This window comes from Membranihabitans marinus (assembly GCF_019802045.1).
Taxonomy (GTDB): Bacteria; Bacteroidota; Bacteroidia; order Chitinophagales; family Saprospiraceae; genus Membranihabitans; species Membranihabitans marinus_A.
Map to the genome: position 1 here is coordinate 1 of NZ_JAHVHU010000025.1, position 21,025 is coordinate 21,025.

At 43.8% G+C, this 21,025-nt stretch carries 12 protein-coding genes and 1 pseudogene; 8 read left to right on the forward strand and 5 right to left on the reverse strand.

Features of this window, described 5'->3' with window-relative positions; translation table 11 throughout:
- Positions 1-950 precede the first annotated feature (950 nt).
- The 3 genes and pseudogenes from KUV50_RS18520 to KUV50_RS18530 all read right to left on the reverse strand — a co-directional run.
- Positions 951-1,373 (reverse strand): annotated as a pseudogene (locus KUV50_RS18520) (1,4-beta-xylanase); the annotation flags it as partial.
- 264 nt (positions 1,374-1,637) lie between these two features.
- The gene (locus KUV50_RS18525; protein WP_222581704.1) at positions 1,638-2,939 is read right to left on the reverse strand and encodes a peptidoglycan DD-metalloendopeptidase family protein; all 1,302 of its coding nucleotides are present in this window, start codon (positions 2,937-2,939) and stop codon (positions 1,638-1,640) included.
- Between the two features lie 16 nt (positions 2,940-2,955).
- Entirely contained in the window at positions 2,956-3,534 is a 579-nt protein-coding gene (locus tag KUV50_RS18530; protein WP_222581705.1) for a methyltransferase domain-containing protein, read from the reverse strand.
- 86 nt (positions 3,535-3,620) lie between these two features.
- Here KUV50_RS18530 and folP point away from each other — a divergent pair, with 86 nt between their 5' ends.
- The 4 genes from folP to KUV50_RS18550 all read left to right on the forward strand — a co-directional run bounded on the left by folP (position 3,621) and on the right by KUV50_RS18550 (position 12,422).
- Positions 3,621-4,451 carry a dihydropteroate synthase gene (gene folP / locus KUV50_RS18535; RefSeq protein WP_222581706.1) on the forward strand — a complete coding sequence of 277 codons (831 nt, stop codon included), beginning with the start codon at positions 3,621-3,623 and terminating at the stop codon, positions 4,449-4,451.
- Positions 4,452-4,460: 9 nt separating this feature from the next.
- On the forward strand, positions 4,461-9,239 hold the full coding sequence (locus KUV50_RS19620) for a translocation/assembly module TamB domain-containing protein (protein ID WP_222581707.1): 4,779 nt from the start codon (positions 4,461-4,463) through the stop codon (positions 9,237-9,239).
- Between the two features lie 259 nt (positions 9,240-9,498).
- A complete protein-coding gene (locus KUV50_RS18545; RefSeq protein ID WP_222581708.1) occupies positions 9,499-9,897 on the forward strand; it encodes a hypothetical protein in 399 nt (132 codons plus the stop codon).
- A gap of 107 nt (positions 9,898-10,004) precedes the next feature.
- A complete protein-coding gene (locus tag KUV50_RS18550) occupies positions 10,005-12,422 on the forward strand; it encodes a TonB-dependent receptor (protein WP_222581709.1) in 2,418 nt (805 codons plus the stop codon).
- A 108-nt stretch (positions 12,423-12,530) separates the two neighbouring features.
- On the opposite strand, the gene KUV50_RS18555 is transcribed toward KUV50_RS18550, so the two are convergent.
- Positions 12,531-14,195, reverse strand: a complete 1,665-nt coding sequence (locus KUV50_RS18555; protein WP_222581710.1) for an amidohydrolase family protein — start codon at positions 14,193-14,195, stop codon at positions 12,531-12,533.
- A gap of 271 nt (positions 14,196-14,466) precedes the next feature.
- Positions 14,467-15,549 carry a chorismate synthase gene (aroC, locus tag KUV50_RS18560; protein ID WP_222581711.1) on the reverse strand — a complete coding sequence of 361 codons (1,083 nt, stop codon included), beginning with the start codon at positions 15,547-15,549 and terminating at the stop codon, positions 14,467-14,469.
- Between the two features lie 421 nt (positions 15,550-15,970).
- Between aroC and KUV50_RS18565 the strand changes: the two genes are divergently transcribed.
- The 4 genes from KUV50_RS18565 (at position 15,971) to KUV50_RS18580 (ending at position 21,024) form a co-directional block, all read left to right on the forward strand.
- Positions 15,971-18,364 carry an endonuclease MutS2 gene (locus tag KUV50_RS18565; protein WP_222581712.1) on the forward strand — a complete coding sequence of 798 codons (2,394 nt, stop codon included), beginning with the start codon at positions 15,971-15,973 and terminating at the stop codon, positions 18,362-18,364.
- Positions 18,365-18,671: 307 nt separating this feature from the next.
- Positions 18,672-19,094 carry a nucleoside-diphosphate kinase gene (locus KUV50_RS18570; protein WP_222581713.1) on the forward strand — a complete coding sequence of 141 codons (423 nt, stop codon included), beginning with the start codon at positions 18,672-18,674 and terminating at the stop codon, positions 19,092-19,094.
- A gap of 9 nt (positions 19,095-19,103) precedes the next feature.
- Complete coding sequence (locus KUV50_RS18575) at positions 19,104-20,120, forward strand: DHH family phosphoesterase (protein WP_222581714.1); 1,017 nt, start codon at positions 19,104-19,106, stop codon at positions 20,118-20,120.
- Entirely contained in the window at positions 20,113-21,024 is a 912-nt protein-coding gene (locus KUV50_RS18580; protein ID WP_222581715.1) for an FKBP-type peptidyl-prolyl cis-trans isomerase, read from the forward strand. Before KUV50_RS18575 ends, KUV50_RS18580 begins: the two co-directional genes overlap by 8 nt.
- The last annotated feature ends 1 nt before the right edge of the window (position 21,025 follow it).

The following is a 21,025-nucleotide window of genomic DNA, read 5'->3' on the forward strand; positions in this document are numbered from 1 at the left end:
TTTTTAACCAACTGACTATCTTATTCCCGGATCGGGTGAAAGTCATAAAATGATTATTTAACTTTACTCATGAAATCAGAATCAATTTTGAGCGAATACACAAAATTTTAAACAAGCCCCAGTAGCGGCTGCTTTAGCTGCCGATATTTTCATTTTTAAAATGAAAATATACGTTTCATTTGTGTTTATAAACTAGTTTCGTTGCAGAGCCACATTTCGCGCTCGGGAATGGCTCCACCAAAGGTGTGACGATTAGGCAGCTAAAGCAGCCTGTACAGGGGCAATCTGGTTTTTGTCCGGCACCGGAGGTAAGCTTAACCCATAGAACTTTTTCTGGCTGATCTTCCTAGCTAAGAATGAAACCCACAGAAGACTTACAGTACCACTACACCCACAGTAGCGGCTGCCTAGCTGCCGATAATTTTATTCTCCAGGATAAAATTATACGTCTAATTTATGTTTAAAAACCAGTTTCGTTGCAGAGTCACATTTCGTGCTCGGGAATGGCCCCACCAAAGGTGTGGCCATTAGGCAGCTAAAGCAGCCTATACAGGGGGGCAGGTCTTTGTCCGGCACGAGAGGTAAGCCTAAAACTATAGAACTTTTTCTGGCTGATCTTCCTAGCTAAGAATGAAACCCACAGAAGACTTACAGTACCACTACACCCACAGTAGCGGCTGCTTCAGCTGCCGATAATTTTATTCTTCAGGATAAAATTATACGTCTAATTTATGTTTAAAAACCAGTTTAGTTACAGGATCACATTTCGCGCTCGGGAATGGTCCCACCAAAGGTGTGACCATTAGGCAGCAAAAGCAGCCTGTGGTCGATGGCGTAATTCTTGTGCCATTATTAATTGTTAGTTTTCTGGGATGGATACTCTCTAGGAATAAGTGGATTCAAGCTAAATTGAAAAGTAAAAACCACCAATTAGAAGATAGTCTTGACCCCAACAAGGCGGGCGTGGCCTTCCAGATGCCATTTTTGGGGTCATCGGAATAGAGCACACTGTTGGAGCCGGAGGGATCGGCTACCAGATAGATCACGGAATCCTTGTAGTTGTGCGCGGCAGGTGCATTGGAACCCATAAAAAACCATTGCTCCGGCTCGATAAAATTCCAGTGCAGCAGGTCCGTGGAATGCCAATACCCCATGGATCTGGTAATAAATAGGTAGTATTCGTTCCGAAATTCTACAATGGCGGGATCGGCTCCCGACCGGTACGACAGGTCGTTGTGTGCATTGTAGATCATATAGGTATAGTCCAAGTTAACCGGATTGCAATAGGTGCGCTGCTCGGTATCCTGTGAAGAGGCTGGAATGATGAGGAACAGATAAAAAAGAATTAACAAGGATTTGTGCAGGTGTTTCATCTCCCGGTATTTTACGGTTACTTATACTCGACTAAATATACGGAAAATTTGTTCATGGATCGATTGCGGAAGAAGGCTGCCGCCAGGGAGAAGTGTTTGTGGAGGTTGTCTTCACATGAACATGCTGGCATGGAAGGTGTGGGACGCTCGCATCCGCACCGGCTTGCCCGGACCCATGGGGATCACCCTGTGACAAGCTTCACACACCAGTGCTTTTAATGGTGATTGGCAATTTCCATTTTCAACTTTCCATTTTCAACTAATTCACGTCTGCGCCGGAACTTCTACATCGATCGCTTCCAATTGCTTTTGAAGTGCTTCTTTAGCTAGATTAAACTCAGGCATCATGGCTGGATCCATCGGTTCGGGTTCGGGTAAGTTCTGCCGGAGTGGATCGACCTGCTTCCCGTTTTTCCAGAAACGGTAGCATACGTGTGGTCCGGTTGCCAGCCCCGTTGATCCTACATAACCGATGACTTCACCTTGCTTTACATGCACGCCCTTTTTCATATTGGAGGCAAACTTATTCATATGCAGGTATTGTGTCGAATAGGTCTTGTCGTGCTTGATTTTAATAAAGTTTCCATTCCCACGCGTCCGTCCGATTCGTTCGATGACTCCGTCTGCGGTGGCGAGTATTTCAGTATTATAGGGTGCGGCGTAGTCCGTTCCGAGGTGGGCCTTGGTTCTTTTGAGTATGGGATGGAACCGGTTCAGATTGTACCGGGAGGATATTCTTGAGAATTTGACAGGTGCTTTTAGGAAAGCCTTTTTCATAGGGCGGCCGTCTGCGCTAAAATAACCGTCATAGGTTCCATTGTTGTACTTGAACGCATAGTAATCTTTTCCGGATGTCTGGAAATAAGCGGCTTTCATTTCTCCAATACCCACTGATTCGCCTTCGACAAAATATTCATCGTAGATCAACTTAAATTGATCACCGGGCTGTACATGGTGAAAATCGACCGACCAGGCCATGGCATCTTCCATTTTGGATGTTAAAACGGGGATTTGTCTGCTTTCGATTTCATAATCCGAAAAAGCATTCCAAAGCGAAGATTGGATCAGGCCCGCAAAAGCCCGATGAACGGTATCTACAGGATTTTGACCTTTTTCAATGCCGGACATATCTTTCAAATCAAAAATGTAATAGTTGATCGCATCTTGTTCATAAATGAAATAGGCCGGTTCCTGACTGGTTTTTTCTGTCAGAAGCTTATACTTTTTGCCCGCTCGAAGACTTCTTACCTCAAAAACATCCTGCCCGGCCTCCAAAAGTTTGTGCAATGTAGATATTCCAATTCCAAGTGATGAGAAAATCTCGGAAAGGACGGCGCCCTGCTTAATTAATCCCTCTTCCGCATCGTAGAAGGCCATATTGATGTTGTTGTATTTATACTCGGGAGTTGGAATGGGTAATGTGCTGATTGTTTCTGTCTTTGCCAATCCGGGGAGCAGACTCATTTGTGAGCTGTTAGAATTTCGGATTCCCAGAACAATAAAAGAAGTAAGTGCTACTCCCATCATAATTTGTCCGGGCGTAGACTTCATGAACCTTAACTTCATATGAATTGCATTTTCTTTAAATTGGGGTCAATATTACGAAAAGTTCTTTTCCCTGCCGAGGATTGATGGAATTATAACATTTTTCCATTTTGAGGATCTTAAATTTTTTCCCAAAAAGCCGGGCATATTCTTCTCTGTTTCCTCCAAACGGCGGACCATCTCCTGGAAATTCGACATCAAACAAAACCCCGGCATATTTACCGTTGGGATTTAACAGGTCATGAATCTTACTAATATATTCATTACGTCGTTCTGGTGGCTGCGCACAAAATGAGGTCTGTTCCAGAATCAGATCATAGCGACCGTTCAGTTTGAAAATATCTTGCATAATTATTTGCTCTGCCGGAAAATCGGGAACCCTCTTTTGAAACCGAATCTTTGCCTCCGGTGCGATGTCATTGTAATGGACACGATGGAATCCCATGCGGTATGCTTGTTCTGCTTCATATCCACTTCCCGAACCAGGGATCAGGATTTCTATGTCACGGTTTGGTATCTGCTGAAGGTACTCCATTAATGGGGGTGATGCCTGCCCGATATCCCAACCGGTATTATTTTCCATCCAACGTTCATTCCAGTAATCTTTATGGAGCATCTGTATAAAAGTCTTATAATTTGATTTTCTTTGTATTCGTCATGATGCAATATCGAACTTTAAACTGTAACGGCCAATTAATTTCTTTGGAGAAGCCCGCGGTGATGGGCATTGTCAATGTAACCAACGATTCTTTTTATGTGGGCTCCAGAGTCGATGAAAAAGAGGTTTTCGAACGCATCGAAGCTATGCAAGTCCAAGGAGCTCTTATCATTGATATCGGTGCCATGAGTAGTCGTCCGGGAGCTGAAATTATCCCACATGAAGTCGAATGGCGACGACTGTCTCATATTGTTTCGGCTTTTCACAAGCGATTTCCAGATTTGTTGCTGTCCGTAGACACGCTGCACAGTGCGACTGCTCAAAAAGCCCTGGATTGTGGCGCCGACATGATCAATGATATCTCGGGCGGTACGTTTGATGCTAAAATGTTGACTACGGTCGGCCGATTTGACGTTCCTTTTGTAATCATGCATATGCAGGGACTGCCTGAAAATATGCAGGATAACCCCAGCTATGACAACGTGGTCACCAAAGTTTTTGATTTTTTCGTGCGACAGATTGCAGCCGCGGAAAATGCTGGGATTGTGGATCTTATACTGGACCCGGGCTTTGGTTTTGGTAAAACACTGACCCATAATTACCAACTGCTGCACGATCTTCATGCGTTTGAGATATTGCGTTATCCGGTATTGGCCGGCGTGTCCAGAAAAGGAATGATTCAAAAAATACTTGGGGTGGACGCCGATAATGCCTTGAATGGAACAACAGCCGTGCATATGCTGGCGTTAATGAAGGGTGTACGGATATTGCGCGTTCACGATGTGCAGGAAGCGGTTCAATGCATTCACATTTGGGAAAAGTTTAAGACCCCTGACCAGGGTGATTCGGATCATGGATCGTATATTATCAGTTAAGAATTTTGTGTGACAGATCAATCCAACATATATAAAAGATTACTTCGGACGGCAGGGTGGACCTTGCTGTCTTTGATTGTTGTGTTGATAGTATTCATTACACTACTATTTAATTCCGCTGTGGTTCAGAAAAAAGTAGTGGATTGGTCTTCTACTTTTCTGAAGGACCGGTATGACATAGGCTTGTCAGTAGAATCCATTCATTTTAAGCCTTTTAATCAACTACACGTTAAAAAATTATTATTGGGACGTGGAGAAGTAGACAGTATGATTTATATATCTGAAGGCGATCTGTCTTTTAACGCGAACCCACTTCGACTTTTGCGTGGTGAATTGACATTATCTGGTTTGGATGCAGATTCTCTGGTTCTCCGGTTGTTGTCGAATTATACCCCCACTTTACCTGATACAGCCAGTAAAAGAAGTTTTAACTTTTACTTTTCACCCACGGACATTCATGTAAACCATGTGGATTTTAATCTTACTGACACGGTCCGACATATGCAGGTTTTTGCAGAATCCAACCGAGTCAGCGGAAAGGTCAGATCAAGTAATTTGAAAGATCAATTCTCACTGGAAGATGTACAGTTAAATGAGCCCAATATCACCGTGTTCGGGGCGAAAACAGGTTCTGGTGAAAACCCATATATCCGCAAACTGTGGCACGATTTTAGAGTAGCAAACGGATTGGATACGGTGGCCACGGTAGAAAGTGACTCGTTGTTTTGGGCTTTGGATTTCGATGTCAATGGATTGGAGGTTAACAATGGGCAGGTTGAGGTTCATGCGTATGATACGGTAACTCAACGGTATGGTTCTCCCCTCCGAATCAGTCACTTGTCCGGACAGATCAACTCCGTCGAAACAGCTCCCAATTTGATCAACGCCCGGTATTTTACTTCGAGGTTTACTATTGGAGATTCCTTAGTGGTCAAAGAACTTTCTTTCGATGAAATGGAGCTAACCGATAATCAACTGCGTACTGAAGACCTGGTCCTCCGTTATGGTCAGTCGGATGTGGCCGGAAAGGTGACCATGCAATATGATTCTTTGCCTGATTTCCGGGATTTTCTCAATAAGGTTCAACTGGATTTTGATATTTCATCCAGTGAAGTGTTTTTAGCAGATTTGGAAAAATTATTGCCCGCACTGGGAACTACGGAGTATGTAAAAAATAACCGGTCGGATTCTTACAAACTGGCAGTTTCCGGCCACGGGGTCTTCAATGATCTCACATTATCCAATTGGCGCATACAACAAGGTAGAACATACGCCAAAGGACGAGGTCGTTTGCGTGAAGTCCTTACTCAAGAAAATAGACAGATTAACGCCCGGATAGGGGGTAGCTCAATACCAGTGTCATTTATCCGAAGAAAATTCCCCGATATTAATTTACCCAACGGAGTGGACTCTCTGAGCTATGTCAGCATCACCGGAAGAATTGATGTAGACGGAAAACAGCTTGACATCGATGCAAATGCCAGAACCAAACTGGGACAAGTAGGTATTGTGGCTGGCGTGGATTTGCTTCAGAAAAAATACCGGGGAAATTTGGCTTTGAAAGAGTTTGATCTTGGTCGGTTTATTGCCAATCCAAACATTGGAGACTTGTCGATGACGGTCACTTTGGAAGAAGGGGCCGACTTTGACCTCAGTGAACTGAGCGGTCATCTCCAGACCACGGTGGATTCCTTTTATTTTAAAGGATATAACTATTCAGGGGTCTCGCTGAACGGCTTTTTTGGAAACAATGGATTCCTCGGCCATGTGGCCATGAAGCAACCAGAAATTGCATTTGATCTGGATACTAAAATTGATTTTGAACGGATTTCAGATGTAGTCGCTTTCGGACACATCCATCATGCCGATCTTGAAGCGCTAAACTTGAGCCGGGACGACATCGAATTGTCCGGGGAAGTCGATGTGGATATGACCATGTATCCCATTGATAGTTTAAACGGTTATGCCCGGATCAATGATTTGCAAATTGAACGGGGAGACAGTGTACAGTACAGCATGAACGTCATTACTTTTGATGCGCGTTCGTGGGGAGACAACTTTAAGGACTGGAAGCTGGTTTCTGATATTTTATCGGTCGATATTGACGGGCAGTTTAATATCGAAAATATTTTGGGTACGACCTATGGAATTATTTCCAGTCGGCATCCCCGGATTGTAAAATATCTGCCGGATATGGAACTTCGCACGGATACGATCTACAACAATGATTTCACGATGATTATTGATGTGAATGATACGGAAGAATTTTCGAACCTGCTCAATCCGGATCTTGATACCATACGAAATCTCAATCTTTCGCTGACGTACCGGAATCGCGGCCGGGACTATTTTGAGTACTATTTTCAGACTTCCGCTCCGAAAATCCAATTTCGTGACATTAATGTAGAATCGTTGAACGTCAATGCCAGTGGGAGTAATACAGACAATGAATGGATCGTCTATCTGGATAGCCTGACCGCTGGTGATGTTCGGGTGGGTGCTTTGCAGCTTAATACGACCTTGGTCGGAGATCAACTTGATTTTGCGATTCAAACCCGAACGATAAACAATGTGCTGAACAATATTCACTTAGCAGGAGCCAATCTTTTCGAAGCCGATGAAATGAAGCTTACCTTGGATTCTTCTTCTTTTGATCTTTTAAACCGATCGTGGGTATTAAACCCCAACAACAATATTGCAGTGGGTGAAGAAAAATTATTCTTTGATAATTTTGTTTTCCAATCCGGTACCCGGAATTTATATATACAGAGCGCAACAGACCAATCTTTGATCGCCGGTTTACGCGATATTGATATTGAGTTTTTAAATGAATTTTTTCCAAATGAAAAATACACTTTCGACGGTACAGCCAATGTTGTCCTGAGTGTGGAAAATGTATTTGATCTGACCGGGCTGGAGGTGGAGACCATTATTGATAATTTAACTATTAATAATCAACCTTTTGGCGATCTCCATTCTTTATTTTATACGTTGAGTAGTGACGAATTAGCAACCGTGTCCATTGAGGTGGAAGACCAGAATAAAAAGAGTTTGGATATTGATGGACACTATGATCTATTCAACAAAGCCAATCATCCGGTCCCTGTATTTGATTTTGATGTGCGAGCGAATCAATTTCCAATTTTAGTCCTGGAATTTTTCCTGGGGAATATTATTGAGAATACAAAAGGGTATGCAAATGCAAAAGTAGAATTAAACAGTACGGGGGACAAACCCAATATTAATGGTCGGGTATTGATAAACGGTCAGACAGATATCTCTCTTTTGGGTACAACTTATGAGTTTATAAATTCAAGCGTAAACATCGACAATGAGTTGATCAGCTTCGGCGAAATCAATATGATGGACAAAGAGGGGAATCTGGCTAATGCTTCTGGTGGTATCCGTCATGATCATTTGACAAATTTTTATATGGATACACGGGTAACCACTGAAAAATTTTTATTACTCAATACTGGGAAATCAGCAGGTATGCCTTTCTATGGACGGGGACTGGGAAGTGCAGTCATAGACATTCGGGGGCCGTTTACACAGCTCAATATGGATATTCAAGCTAAGACTGGCCCAACATCCAAGATATCGATCCCTATTTCTTCGACCATTTCAGTCAGCGATGAAGAGGCCTTTTTTATTGATTTTGTATCCGATGATTCTTTTGAAGAAGTGGGAGAAGCGGATGACGACTCCTTTGTTCAGATCGAGGGACTGAACCTAGAAGTCGATCTTACCCTGACCCCTGATTGTGAAGTGTCAATCATCCTGGATGAATCCACAGGTGATATTCTACGAGCGAGAGGAAATAGTGAGCTGCACATTGAGCTGACCCGGGCCGGTAATTTTACCATGCGGGGAACCTATGAAGTGGTCACCGGAGAATACCAGTTTGCTCAGTTGAATTTTACACGGAAAATGTTTAAGATTAATCAAGGCGGGACCATCACCTGGACCGGTGATCCACTGAATGCCAAGATCGATATCGATGCCTCCTATTCAGTACGGACGCCACCATATAATTTTATTCTGGAATACATTGGTCAAAACGACCGCTTGGCAGATCTGGCTCAAAACGCCACCGATGTAGATTTGTTCTTGCATCTAAGGGGCGATCTGTTTTCCCCGGAGATTACCTTTGATATGGAGTTTCCGGAATTAACCGGTCAGGTTAAAAATTATGTGGAGGATCGGTTGCGTGTGATCGCCGATGATCAAAATGAAATCAATAAACAGGTATTTGGTTTGCTTGTTGCCAGATCGTTTATTCCGAGTGTTTCATCCGTGGTGAACATCGATGGTACGGTCGTCAATACGGTATCAGAGGTGATCACGAATCAAATCTCATTTTTCCTGACACAGTACCTGCAGGAATCGATTGATGAGGTCCCGTTTATCTCCAGTGTGGAACTTAACATCGGATACAATGTCTATCGAAACAACTACAATGTCGAGGCACAGAATGTAGTACGGACGGGTAATGAGTTTTTGGTACAGCCCGAATTTGGATTTTTGGAAGACCGACTTCAAGTTACTACGGAGGCCAATTTACAAACTGGTTCTGCGGTTACCGCGAACACCCTGATTACGCATGATTTTATATTGGAATATTCTATCACGAAAGATAATCGTTTAAAAGCTAAACTCTACCAACGAACTGAACCGTATGTGTTTGAAAAGACTTCTAAGTTGGGAATTGGGTTATCCTATCAGCAGGAGTTTGATTCATTTTATGAATTCTTGCGGGGGAAACGAAGAGCAGAGGCGGTGCAGTAAATGTGCGGATGTTCCCGCGTCTAAACACCTGTCATCAACCTGTGATTGATCACAGGTCATTAACACCCGACTTAGTATCCTGCATCAGAACATTATATATTGAACAATAAACTTATTTTGGAATTGTAATACCGGATTCGATATGGAAATTTCGCACTCAATTTGTCCGTGTACTATTTTGGGATTATGGGTGGAATGGGGTCTGTTTTATGGTCATCCATATCAGAAATGTAATAAAGTGTTATCTTAGCGCGCAGTTATGAAATCTTTGGGAAAACAGATATTAGCGTATCTTTTACTACTGTGTATCGCAGTATCGGCCTTCCCGTGGGATATTCTTCACCACCACGAAGAAGAAATCAGCTGTGAAAACCTGGAAGAAGACCTGGAAAATGACCTCTGTCATCAGAAAATATTCCATACGAATGAACTTCAGGACAATCACTGCGATCATCAAACCCATATCGACCGGGAACAAGATCATTGTGAGTTTTGTAAATTTATTACCTCCCGGCACAACAACTATGTTGTTCCTCAAATTTTTACTTTCCATGAGATTGATGTCGTAGAAAAAAATGGTTATTTCGAGCCGTTTTTTTCTACTAATTTTACTTCAGATGTAATTTATAACAGAGGCCCTCCGGCTTATTGCGGGTGAGGGATCCCATGTTATCCTAGCCCTTTCTACTAGTTGTCGCCGTACAGATCTGTGAGGTGACGAATTCCGTATATTATTTATCTGTATTGTAAAAATTACATCTTATTATGAGATCACTCATTATCTTCTCATTGATTCTTTTAGTTAGTTTAGAAGCGTACACCCAAAACAGCTTATTCGGGAAAGTTCTCGACCACGAATCCAAAGAACCGCTTATAGAAGCGCATATTTATATTCCTGATCTTCAAAAAGGGACTACTACCAATTTTGATGGCAATTTTGAAATGGAAAACCTCCCCAAAGGCTCCTTTTTAGTCGAAATCAGATATCTGAGTTATTCTACGCAAGTGGTCAAGGTACAACTTGACGGATCGGTGGAATTGATGGTGGAACTGGAGCCTTCGGTGATTGAAATGTCAGAAGTCGTAGTCTCTGGACCTTCCGCCTCCACGAAAAGGGACCTGAATCCTATTCCTACTTTGGTGATCGATGATCTGGCATCCAACAAAACACCTTCAGAAAATGTGATTGATGCGATCGCCAAGCAACCCGGGGTGTCACAGATTACCACCGGAGGAGCGGTATCCAAACCTGTAATCCGGGGACTGGGGTATAACCGCGTGGTGGTCCTCAATAACAACATCCGGCAGGAGGGACAGCAGTGGGGGGATGAACACGGTGTGGAAATCGATGAATATTCGATAGACCGGGTAGAAATCATCAAAGGACCAGGTAGCCTGATGTATGGCTCCGATGCGATGGCCGGTGTGATTCATTTTCTGGCACCCAAGCCGGTTTCGGAAGGAGAAGTTCTCGGTCATGTGTCTGCCAATTACCAGTCCAATAACCAGTTGCAAGGTTATTCTGCGATGACTGCGGGAAATCTGAACGGGGTTAATTGGCTAGCTCGGGTGACCAGCAAGACAGCTGGTAATTTTGAAAATAAATTCGATGGTCCAGTCTATAATTCCGGATTTAATGAATTGAACTTCAATGGATCCGTGGGCTTAAATAAAAAGTGGGGTTATTCACAACTTCATTTCAGTCGTTTCGATCAGGCGATTGGTCTGGTGGAGGGCGAACGGGATGATCATGGAAATTTTATCAGACAAAAGGTAGTCAACGATACGATGATTCAGGAACAAACGGTGACGGATAACGATTTATCCGGGTATGGAATCGATGTTCCCAGTCAGCATATTTTGCATCAGAAGTTGAGCTCCAACAGTAAAGTCTTTTTTAAACGGTCAGTACTCTCTCTAAATCTGGCCTTCCAACAAAACAACCGCCAGGAATTTGCGAACCCCCTGGATGAAACGGAAGCGGAACTTTATTTTTTACTCAATACATTCAATTATGATGTAAAGTACCTATTGCCCGAATTTAGGGAATGGCAACCGTCCGTGGGGTTGAGTGGAATGATTCAGCACAGCCTCAATAAAGGCGAAGAATTTTTGATTCCGGAGTACGATTTATTTGATGGCGGTATTTTTGCATTTGTGCAAAGATCGTTCGATGAACTGCATGTAAGTGGTGGATTGCGAGGGGATGTACGTCAAGTCTCGTCGAAACCATTGTACCTGGATGCCGATGATGAACCTACCGATGGGACTGCTCCCAATGCCATCACAAAGTTTAAAGACTTTCAATCCACGTTTTCAAATATCTCAGCGAGTGTCGGTGCCAGCTATGAGTTCAATAAAGAATTGACCGGCAAGGTCAATGTCTCGCGGGGATTCCGGTCACCCAATATGGCCGAACTGGGATCCAATGGCATCCATGAAGGAACCTTCCGTTATGAAATGGGGAACTCACAGCTCAAACCAGAAACCAGTTTACAGGTAGATGCTGGAGTGATTTACAACAACGAGCACGTTTCATTTGAATTGGGTCTGTTTCATAATTCCATACAAAACTATATTTACTTGCAAAAACTTCACAGTGCATCCGGAGAAGATAGTATCGTGGATGTATCGAACCCGGTCCCTGTTTTTGGTTATGTACAGGGTGATGCCCGATTATACGGTGGGGAATTTACAATTGATATTCATCCACACCCATTGGATTGGTTGCATTTTGAAAACTCATTTTCATATGTTCGCGGAGCACAAAGAAACCAACCGGACAGTACAAAGTATCTGCCTTTTATGCCAGCACCGAACTGGCAGTCTGAATTGCGTGCAAATTTTAGGAAGGTGGGACATTATTTGCATAATATCTTTCTCAGAGTAGAAATGGATTATGTATTCCGACAGGATAAAATATTTGCTGCCTATGGTACAGAAACACCAACGGAAGGATATGCATTACTCAACGCCGGAATAGGTGGTGACGTAGAAGGGAAAAGTGGGACCAAGTTGTTTTCAATATCCTTGTCCGGCAGTAATTTATTGGACAGGACCTATCAAAGTCACTTAAGTCGTTTAAAATACGCTCCGGAGAACTTGGCCACCGGACGACGTGGTGTATATAATATGGGGCGGAATATTAGTTTACGATTGGCCATCCCCTTGGGAATGAATTAATCATTGATTAAATAATAAATAAAGGTGAAGAGGTTCATCGCATGAGGTGGATGGACGACTTACTATTCGGTTATTGCCAATGGGGTATAAGAAGGTGTAAATCCATTATTATATTACCATAAATTTTTTAAACAGTATGGATTTTCCTATTTGAAATTTTACGAAATATAGGCCATTTTTAAAAAATTGTTGACTCCTTATGTTCAAAATATGAGTACCCGTGGAATAGTTTTTTGAAGGTGCATGAAACACCGCTTTTCCATAGAAGTCATACACGGTGTATTGTAATTTTACAGGATTTTTCAATTGCAGATTCATCTGCCAATCATCTCCTGCGTTGGCGGGATTGGGAAACGGGTTACCAAGCTGAAAATCAGTTATTATCTCTTGTGTTTTGGAAGTCAATATTTGATTGCATTCTGACTCAAACTCTGAATGGCAAAACACGGCTTGACCATCGACCATGGTCATCAATACCTTCAGATGGATTAATTTGTCCGATGGAAGGGTTAGTGGATTACCTGACAGCACAACCAGATCTGCAGACTTACCAGGCTTCAGACTACCGACCTGCTCGTCTCTGTGTAGTATATATGCAGCGTCGATGGTCATCATCCTTAGAACCTCCTTGATCGTAATTTTGTGTTCAGCAAGCCAGGTAGGCGGATCGCATACATTTCCGGTGGCTTGAACTTCTTTTCTGGTAACATATGAGTACATAACCTGAGGCAACCTGTATTCAAGGAGTGGGCCATCACTATGCCAGGCTATTCGAATGTCCGGATTGGCATCGATCAAAGACCGCCAATCCTCCAGGTTGGGTAGATTTTCCGTACCATAGGTGTTCTCCAAAATCGAAGATTCTGAACTTAAACAAGTCGGAAACCAGGCAAAGCAAGCTACCGGAATCCCGATATTATTGTATTGCGACAGGATTTTTGAATTTAAAAATGCGTTGTGATCAATACGATGGCGGAGTGGATTTCTTTTGTTCTTAATGACAGATTCTAATCCCTTTTGAGCTTGAGCAATGGCTCGGTCGCCCTGCGCATGTATGACCAGTTGATAGCCTTTTTGATCCGCCTCTTTGATCCAGGTTTCAAGTTGTTGGTCTGTCAGAAACAGGTCTCCCTTTCCGCCGCCAGGATACTCAAAAGTGGTTGCCGGACGTGTGCCGCATGATCCGCCGTCACAAAAGATTTTTACTCCGGCTAGCCGAAGGAGTGCATCTTTATTCTGGTGGGCTGGATAGTCGTTGTGGTTTAGATTTACATCCCAATTGCAAGCATGATTTCGGATCACGTAGACGTTTGTTTTGATTTTCATCTTGCCAGACCTCTCAAAATCCTGAATGGGTGGGAACGTCCAGGATTCCGTGTTCGGATCTCCGATGGTCGTAATTCCTTGGGCAAGCATTAAATCCTGTCGATCTTCCATCGAATAGGTGGAATCAAGGATATGAGCCGCATCGGTGAAAAAATGGTTGTGCGGATCTACGATGCCCGGTATGACGGTCCGACCATGCAGATCTACCAAGTCGGTAGCGGATGATATAAATTTGGTCATTTCTTTGAACGTTCCAAAACTCAAAACTTGACCATTTGATACCGCAAGAGCTTCTACCGGAACAAAATCTTCTTCCATTGTAATAATGGAACCATTGTGAAAAATGATGTCGGCTTCCTGATTATACAAAGGATGCATGAAAGTGAAATAAACCAATATCCAAACCACTTTTACGTACCCTGTGGTGCTTTTTGAATGATTAACCATAGGATGAAGGTATTGTGTATGTCTGGAAAGTACGAATTATTTATTTCAACAACGCATTAATTTATGCTTTTTATTAGAATTAAAACGGTTGCATGACAGTTTTATATTTGGTAGGAAGTGTTTTTACCGCGATTTATTTATCCCTTCATGCAGTTGAATATTCTAATATCTGAAAATGAAACCATTATCGTTCATCAAGCGCGTGCAGACCGAGTCCACACCATTAATTCGAGAACTTCCTCCACACCCGAGAATCAAACAAACAAAATCACTATATCTTCATCCGTTGTTGCATCAAGTAATGATCTACTAGGGTCAGAGCAGCCATGGCTTCGACGATGGGTACAGCACGTGGAACAACACAAGGATCGTGACGACCCCTTCCTTCGATGGTCACGTCCTTGCCTTCCTTGTTGATGGTTTCCTGGGATTGAATGATGGTAGCTACCGGCTTAAAGGCAGCCCGGAAGTAGATGGGCATACCATTGGAAATGCCGCCCTGTATCCCTCCGGAATAGTTGGTTTCTGTTCGAACTTCGCCATCCTTTGTAGTGTAGAACTTATCATTGTGCTCTGAGCCATTCATTTTAACTCCCTCAAAGCCACTGCCTATTTCAAATCCTTTGCAGGCATTGATACTCATCACAGCCCGGGCCAGATCGGAGTGTAATTTGTCAAAAACCGGTTCTCCAAGACCAACCGGTGCGTTTTCGATCACGCAAGTTACCACACCTCCTACAGTATCTCCTTTTTTACGAGTGGCCATGATGAGCTCCTCCATTTCGGCAGCCTTTTTCGGATCGGGGCAACGCACGATATTTTCTTCGGTGAGCGAGAGATCATGGTTTTCCGGATTGTCATCGATGCGGATGGGACCGACTTGGCTGACATATGCTTGTATCGTGATGCCAATCCGTTTTAGAATAGCTTTTGCGACACTTCCCGCAGCAACCCGCATGGCCGTTTCCCGGGCAGAAGACCGACCTCCGCCACGGTAATCCCGAAACCCGTATTTAGACTGATAGGTATAGTCCGCATGGGAAGGCCGGAATGAATCTTTGATGTGATCATAATCCCGTGATTTTTGATCTTCGTTGAGAATTATCATACCAATGGGAGTACCGGTGGTCACACCTTCAAATACACCACTAATAATTTGAATGCGATCTTTTTCTTTTCGTTGGGTGACAATCCGCGATTGGCCGGGCCGACGACGGTCCAGATCGTGTTGGATCTCTTCTTCACTAATTCGGATTCCAGACGGACAACCGTCGATGGTGACGCCCAGTCCTTTCCCGTGAGATTCACCAAAGGTGGTGATAGTAAATAGGTGACCAAAAGTATTTCCTGCCATGATTATCGGTTTTTAAACTCGCAAATTCGGTAAGACGCAAAGATGCATTTTCAGATTTATAATATAGTACCTTTTAAGTAAAAAATCTCTCGCTATGACGCTAAGATGCCAAGGATATTTTCAAATCATACAGGAGCTTTCGAGCAGATCTGATCGAAAATGGCAAAGATCTTATTGAAATAATATCCATAGAGTCATTTGCTCGTGTCTATAAAAAGCAGGTTGTAACTTGAGGATGATATCACAAGAATCGTCAATAACTTGTAAGGGCTAAAGATTGCTTTTTCGTCCTCCAGATTACATAGCGTTCCTGCAAGATAATAGTTCTGTGCCCAGTAGCCGGAAGGATATCGACCCTGCGAGAAACATAAAATAATTTACTTTCCTCAACACCTCTCCTTATCTTTGCGTTACAATACCCATGATGACTATTTATCCCGACACACTATACACTGATCTGGAATTTGATCAGATCCTGGAATTGGCAGCGTCTTATACGCGCGGACCCATAGCCCGACGCCGCATACTCAATTCGGTCCCTTACCGGAAATTCTCTTTATGGGAGGAAGAATTGAATAGGGTTCATGACCTGACCCAATGGAAACGGGAAGGAGTGACCCACAAACCGGCTGAATATGAAGACATCTTACCCATTCTCGACAAGGTGAAAATAGCCAATTACAGCCTCGATATTGAAGAGGTGCTGAAAATCCGATATGTTCTGGATGAAGTCGTAGCGCTCCGTAAATGGTCGGGCCAAAAAGAGCTATTGGATTCTTCCTTGTATATTCATTTTACATCACGGATTGCCCCGGAGATTGACCGCCTAAAACAGGATTTGGATCGGCTATTTTATCCCGACGGGAACATCCGGGAGGATGCCAGCCCGGATTTGAAGCGATTGTTCAAACGGCTCGGTAGTCAGGAAAAAAACATCAGTGCTGCCTTTCAGCAGGTCATGCAAAAGTACCGTTCCAGGAATCTGTTGACAGAACCTTTTGAGAGTTATAAGAATGGCAAGCAGGTGCTGTGCGTGGCTGCAGAAAACAAACGGAATGTCAAAGGCCTTATTCAGGATGAATCCGGAACGGGACAGACGGTCTACATCGAGCCCGACGAGATGTCTCCATTGTATCATGTCATGGCTGAGGTAAAGAGTGATATCCGTCAGGAAATCAATCGGTTAATCCAGTCTGTGAGTGCCGATATCCGGCGACTCAAGTTTGAAATACAGGAAGGATTCCTGATTCTTTCCGGCTATGATGTGTGGAATGCCAAAGCAGAATTGGCTCTGCTGATCGAGGGGCAGCTCCCGGGATTGCGGGAAGTTCCGCATCTGGACTGGAAGCAGGCTTATCATCCCCTCCTTAAAATCCAGCATGAACGAGTGGGCAAAAAGGTGGTTCCGTTTGACCTAACCTTGGATAAATCCCAGCCTCTGATGATGGTTTCCGGACCTAATGCAGGTGGTAAATCAGTGTTGCTTAAAGCCGTGGCAATCAATCAATTGATGCTACAGAGCGGGTTTCTTATTCCGGTGGATCCGGGATCCGTGTCCGGTATGTTCCAGGGTTTTTTCGCGGATATTGGCGACCAACAGTCCCTGGAAGAAGATTTGAGTACCTACAGTTCCCACTTGCTGAATATGAAGGTGTTCCTGGATCGTGCGGATCATAAATCTTTGGTCTTTATGGACGAACTGGGGGGCGGAACGGATCCGCAGTATGGAGGAGCGATTTCAGAGTCCATACTTAAGCGACTGACAGACAGGGGGGTGTGGGGTGTGGTGACGACCCATTACTTTAACTTGAAAATGTTTGCAGACAAACATCCCAGGATCGGTAATGCAGCGATGAGTTTTGATAAGAAAAACCTGGAGCCAACCTATCGTTTTATACCCGGGAAGCCGGGGAGTTCTTTTGCTTTTGAGATTGCGCGAAAGTCAGGGTTGCCCAACAAGGTGATTCAATACGCACGGAACAAGGCCGGCAAAAACAAATGGGCGATCGAAGAGATGCTGGTTAATCTGGAGAATGAGAAAAATGAGCTCCGGAAGAAAGAGAAAGAATTGCAAAATACCCGGAAGCAGCTCGATCAGATGATGAAAAACAATAAGGTCCTATCCGATGAATTAACCTATCAGCGTAAAAAATGGAAGAAGAATAAAAAACTGGAGTCGCATAATCGGAAGGAATCGGATCGGAAGTGGTTGCGGGAAAAAATCCGGGAACTGGAAGACAAAGAAGCGCTTGCTCAAGCCCGAAAGCTCGAAGCAGATATGCAGGAAGAAAAGAAGGAACTGGCCAGCGAGATCGATCAAATAGATCAGAATCTGACCCGGATGGAAAAGATTCCGAAGGACTTCTTTAAGACATTAAAGGTGGGTGATTTTGTGAAATACAAAGAAGGTGATATTACGGGTAAGATCACTTCGGTCCAGAAGAATAAAGTGGAGCTTCAGGTGGGGGGGATTCGGATGAATGTGAAGAAGAAGGATGTCCGTCCCGGAAAAGAACCGTTGCCGGTACAAACGGGAAAATCCATCGGGACCGATCTGCGTAAAAAGAAAACGGAAGTTCAACACAAAATTGATATCCGGGGGTATTCCATGATGGAAGCTGAGAAGGAATTGCAAAATTTTCTGGATGAAGCCACGATCGCCAATGTGTCGGAACTGCGTATTCTTCATGGGAAGGGGAGTGGGGTACTTCGTACCCTGGTTAAGGACAAGCTGCGGGAATACAGCCATGTCCGCGAGGTCAGCCACCCGCCGCGTGAACAGGGCGGTGATGGGGTGACGCTGGTGAAGTTTTAGGTGGCACTGGTGGAAGACACTTTCAAATGTGGCTTACACATTTGATACACCTCAAGATCCAACCATTTTTTCCAGATGACAGCCACTCCGCACCCACACCTCCTCCCGCTGCCCCATCGGGATCACTATGTAACAAGTGCCTTGCATCAATTGCTATATATTTATATTCCATCATGCTTTGATAAACCAGAAAATGGCTGTACTTTTGCAGCTTGTTTAACGTAAAGGAGCACTTGTGCTATAGAGGCGAGCCAAAAATGCCCGAATCAAATAACCACAAACTACAAACTACAAACTACAAACTAAAATGGCAGGAAAGATCACATTTACCATGATAAAGCCCGATGCGGTGAAGAACGGACACATCGGTGCTATATTGGCTGATATAAACCAGGCCGGATTTAAAATTCTGGCTATGAAATATACGAAGTTGTCCGCCGAAAAAGCCGGTGAGTTCTATGAAGTACACAAAGAACGTCCGTTTTATGGTGAGTTGGTTGATTTTATGTCTTCCGGTCCCATCGTAGCGGCTGTCCTCGAGAAAGAAAATGCGGTCGAAGATTTTCGAAAACTGATCGGTGCGACCAATCCAGCGGAGGCAGAAGAAGGAACCATTCGGGCCAAATTTGCAACTAGTATCGGCGAGAATGCCGTGCATGGTGCGGACTCGGATGACAACGCCGAACGGGAAGCATCTTTCCATTTTGCACAAACAGAAATATACCGTTAAAAACCATTTATGCCGGAAAAAGGCCTTCAAGACGTACATGAGTTTCTGAGTAGTCCCCGCAAGATCTTAATTGCCTCGCATCGGAATCCTGATGGTGATGCACTCGGTTCGTCGTTGGCACTGGCCCGGTATTGTCAGCTACGAGGCCATTCGGTCACCGTAGCGGTTCCCTCCGCTTATCCAGCTAATTTTGACTGGCTGCCGGGAATCAAAGATGTTCTGATATTTGATGATCAGGAAGAGGAGGTGGTCGAGAAAATCAACGATGCCGAACTTTTTGTCTATCTCGACTTCAATCATGTGTCTCGCATTGATAAGATGGGGGAGCCCATGGCGGAGAAAGATACACCGGTACTATTGATCGACCACCATCTGGAACCCGATTTGTCTCATGAATATTATTATGTGGACTCCACGGCCAGTTCGACCGCAGATCTGTTGTTTGATGTATTGACCCGATGGGAGAATACGAACTACCTCAAAGATGAATTGATCAGTACTTGCCTGTATACCGGGATCATCACAGATACGGGAACGTTTGCACACAACACGAATAGTCGCTTGTTTGGTAAGGTTAGCAATCTATTGGAAAGTTCGATCGACCACATCGCCATCCAAAACCGGATCAACAACAGCCTCACAGAAAAGCAACTTCGGTTATTGGGGTACTGCCTGTATCACCGGTTTACGCTCATTCCCGAACAAAAGACAGGAATTATATACCTCAACAAGGCTGATTATAGCAAGTTTGAAATTGAGCGGGGCGATACCGAAGGAATCGTTAATAACATATTGAAAATCAACAATATTAAAATAGCTGCGTTTTTTACACAGCAACCTACGATTGTGAAACTATCACTGCGATCTGTAGAAGATTACAACGTCGCTGATCTCGCACGCAAATATTACAATGGCGGCGGACACAAAAATGCAGCCGGTGGAAGTCATTACAAAGGACTCAAATCGGCTTTAGAATTATTTAAAAAAGTATTACCAGAATTCGTAAAACAACACACTAATGAATAAGCAAGTGAAATTATTTTCTCTTTTATTTTCAGCGATAGCGCTGATGATGGCCTGCGGGACAGATCAAAGCGAACCAACAGTCGAAGGAACCACAGAAGATGGTTTCCGGTACAATATTTACAAAACCGGTTCTTCGAACGATCTGCCCCAGCCGACCCAATATGTTTATTTTAAGGCCGGCGTATTGCTGGATGACACCTCTGTCCTTCAGCCCTTATCTGATATCGTTCGATTTCAAATACCCGCAGATACGACTCCCGTCGATCAAGTCAACCCCATCGTGAATATACTGCAGCAAATGTCTGTCGGTGATTCGGCGAATGTCTATGTAGATCTGGATTCCATTCCTCAAGCGAAAATGCAGTTTCCGGATAATAAATACATCAACAACTATTTCCTGGTTCAGGATATCGTAGATGAAGAAACCGCATTGGATGCCATTGCCAAAGAAAAAGAGGAGAACATGATAAAAATGCAGAAAGCCAAGGAAAAGTCCGGAAAAGTGGACAGTCTGGTTGGTCTTTATCTGGATAAATACAAAAAAGGTGAATTGGATAGTGATCTGCAAAAGCTTGAAAGTGGATTGGAAATTTATACGATCGAACCGGGTAGTGGTGACCCCGTAGGGAACAACCAGGTGGAGGTTCATTACTGGGGCGTCCTGGAGGAAGATGGTAAAATGTTTGATAATTCCTATGACCGGGGGATGCCATTCCCGCTTACGGTAGGAGCTGGCTCAGTGATCAAGGGCTGGGATGAAGGTGTCGCTAAGCTGCACCCGGGTGAAGAAGCTTTGCTTTTTATCCCTTCAGAGTTGGGGTACGGTGAACAAGGTGCTGGTGGAGATATTCCTGCCAATGCTGACCTCGTATTTTTTGTAGAAGTACTCAAAAAAGAATCGTAAT

Excerpts from the sequence above, each read along its gene's own strand:
- KUV50_RS18565 (WP_222581712.1), top strand. The coding sequence starts at position 15,971 with ATGATGACTATTTATCCCGACACACTATACACTGATCTGGAATTTGAT.
- KUV50_RS18555 (WP_222581710.1), bottom strand. The coding sequence starts at position 14,195 with ATGGTTAATCATTCAAAAAGCACCACAGGGTACGTAAAAGTGGTTTGG.
- KUV50_RS18570 (WP_222581713.1), top strand. The coding sequence starts at position 18,672 with ATGGCAGGAAAGATCACATTTACCATGATAAAGCCCGATGCGGTGAAG.
- aroC (WP_222581711.1), bottom strand. The coding sequence starts at position 15,549 with ATGGCAGGAAATACTTTTGGTCACCTATTTACTATCACCACCTTTGGT.
- KUV50_RS18545 (WP_222581708.1), top strand. The coding sequence starts at position 9,499 with ATGAAATCTTTGGGAAAACAGATATTAGCGTATCTTTTACTACTGTGT.
- KUV50_RS18550 (WP_222581709.1), top strand. The coding sequence starts at position 10,005 with ATGAGATCACTCATTATCTTCTCATTGATTCTTTTAGTTAGTTTAGAA.
- KUV50_RS18525 (WP_222581704.1), bottom strand. The coding sequence starts at position 2,939 with ATGAAGTTAAGGTTCATGAAGTCTACGCCCGGACAAATTATGATGGGA.
- KUV50_RS18580 (WP_222581715.1), top strand. The coding sequence starts at position 20,113 with ATGAATAAGCAAGTGAAATTATTTTCTCTTTTATTTTCAGCGATAGCG.
- KUV50_RS18575 (WP_222581714.1), top strand. The coding sequence starts at position 19,104 with ATGCCGGAAAAAGGCCTTCAAGACGTACATGAGTTTCTGAGTAGTCCC.
- KUV50_RS18530 (WP_222581705.1), bottom strand. The coding sequence starts at position 3,534 with ATGCTCCATAAAGATTACTGGAATGAACGTTGGATGGAAAATAATACC.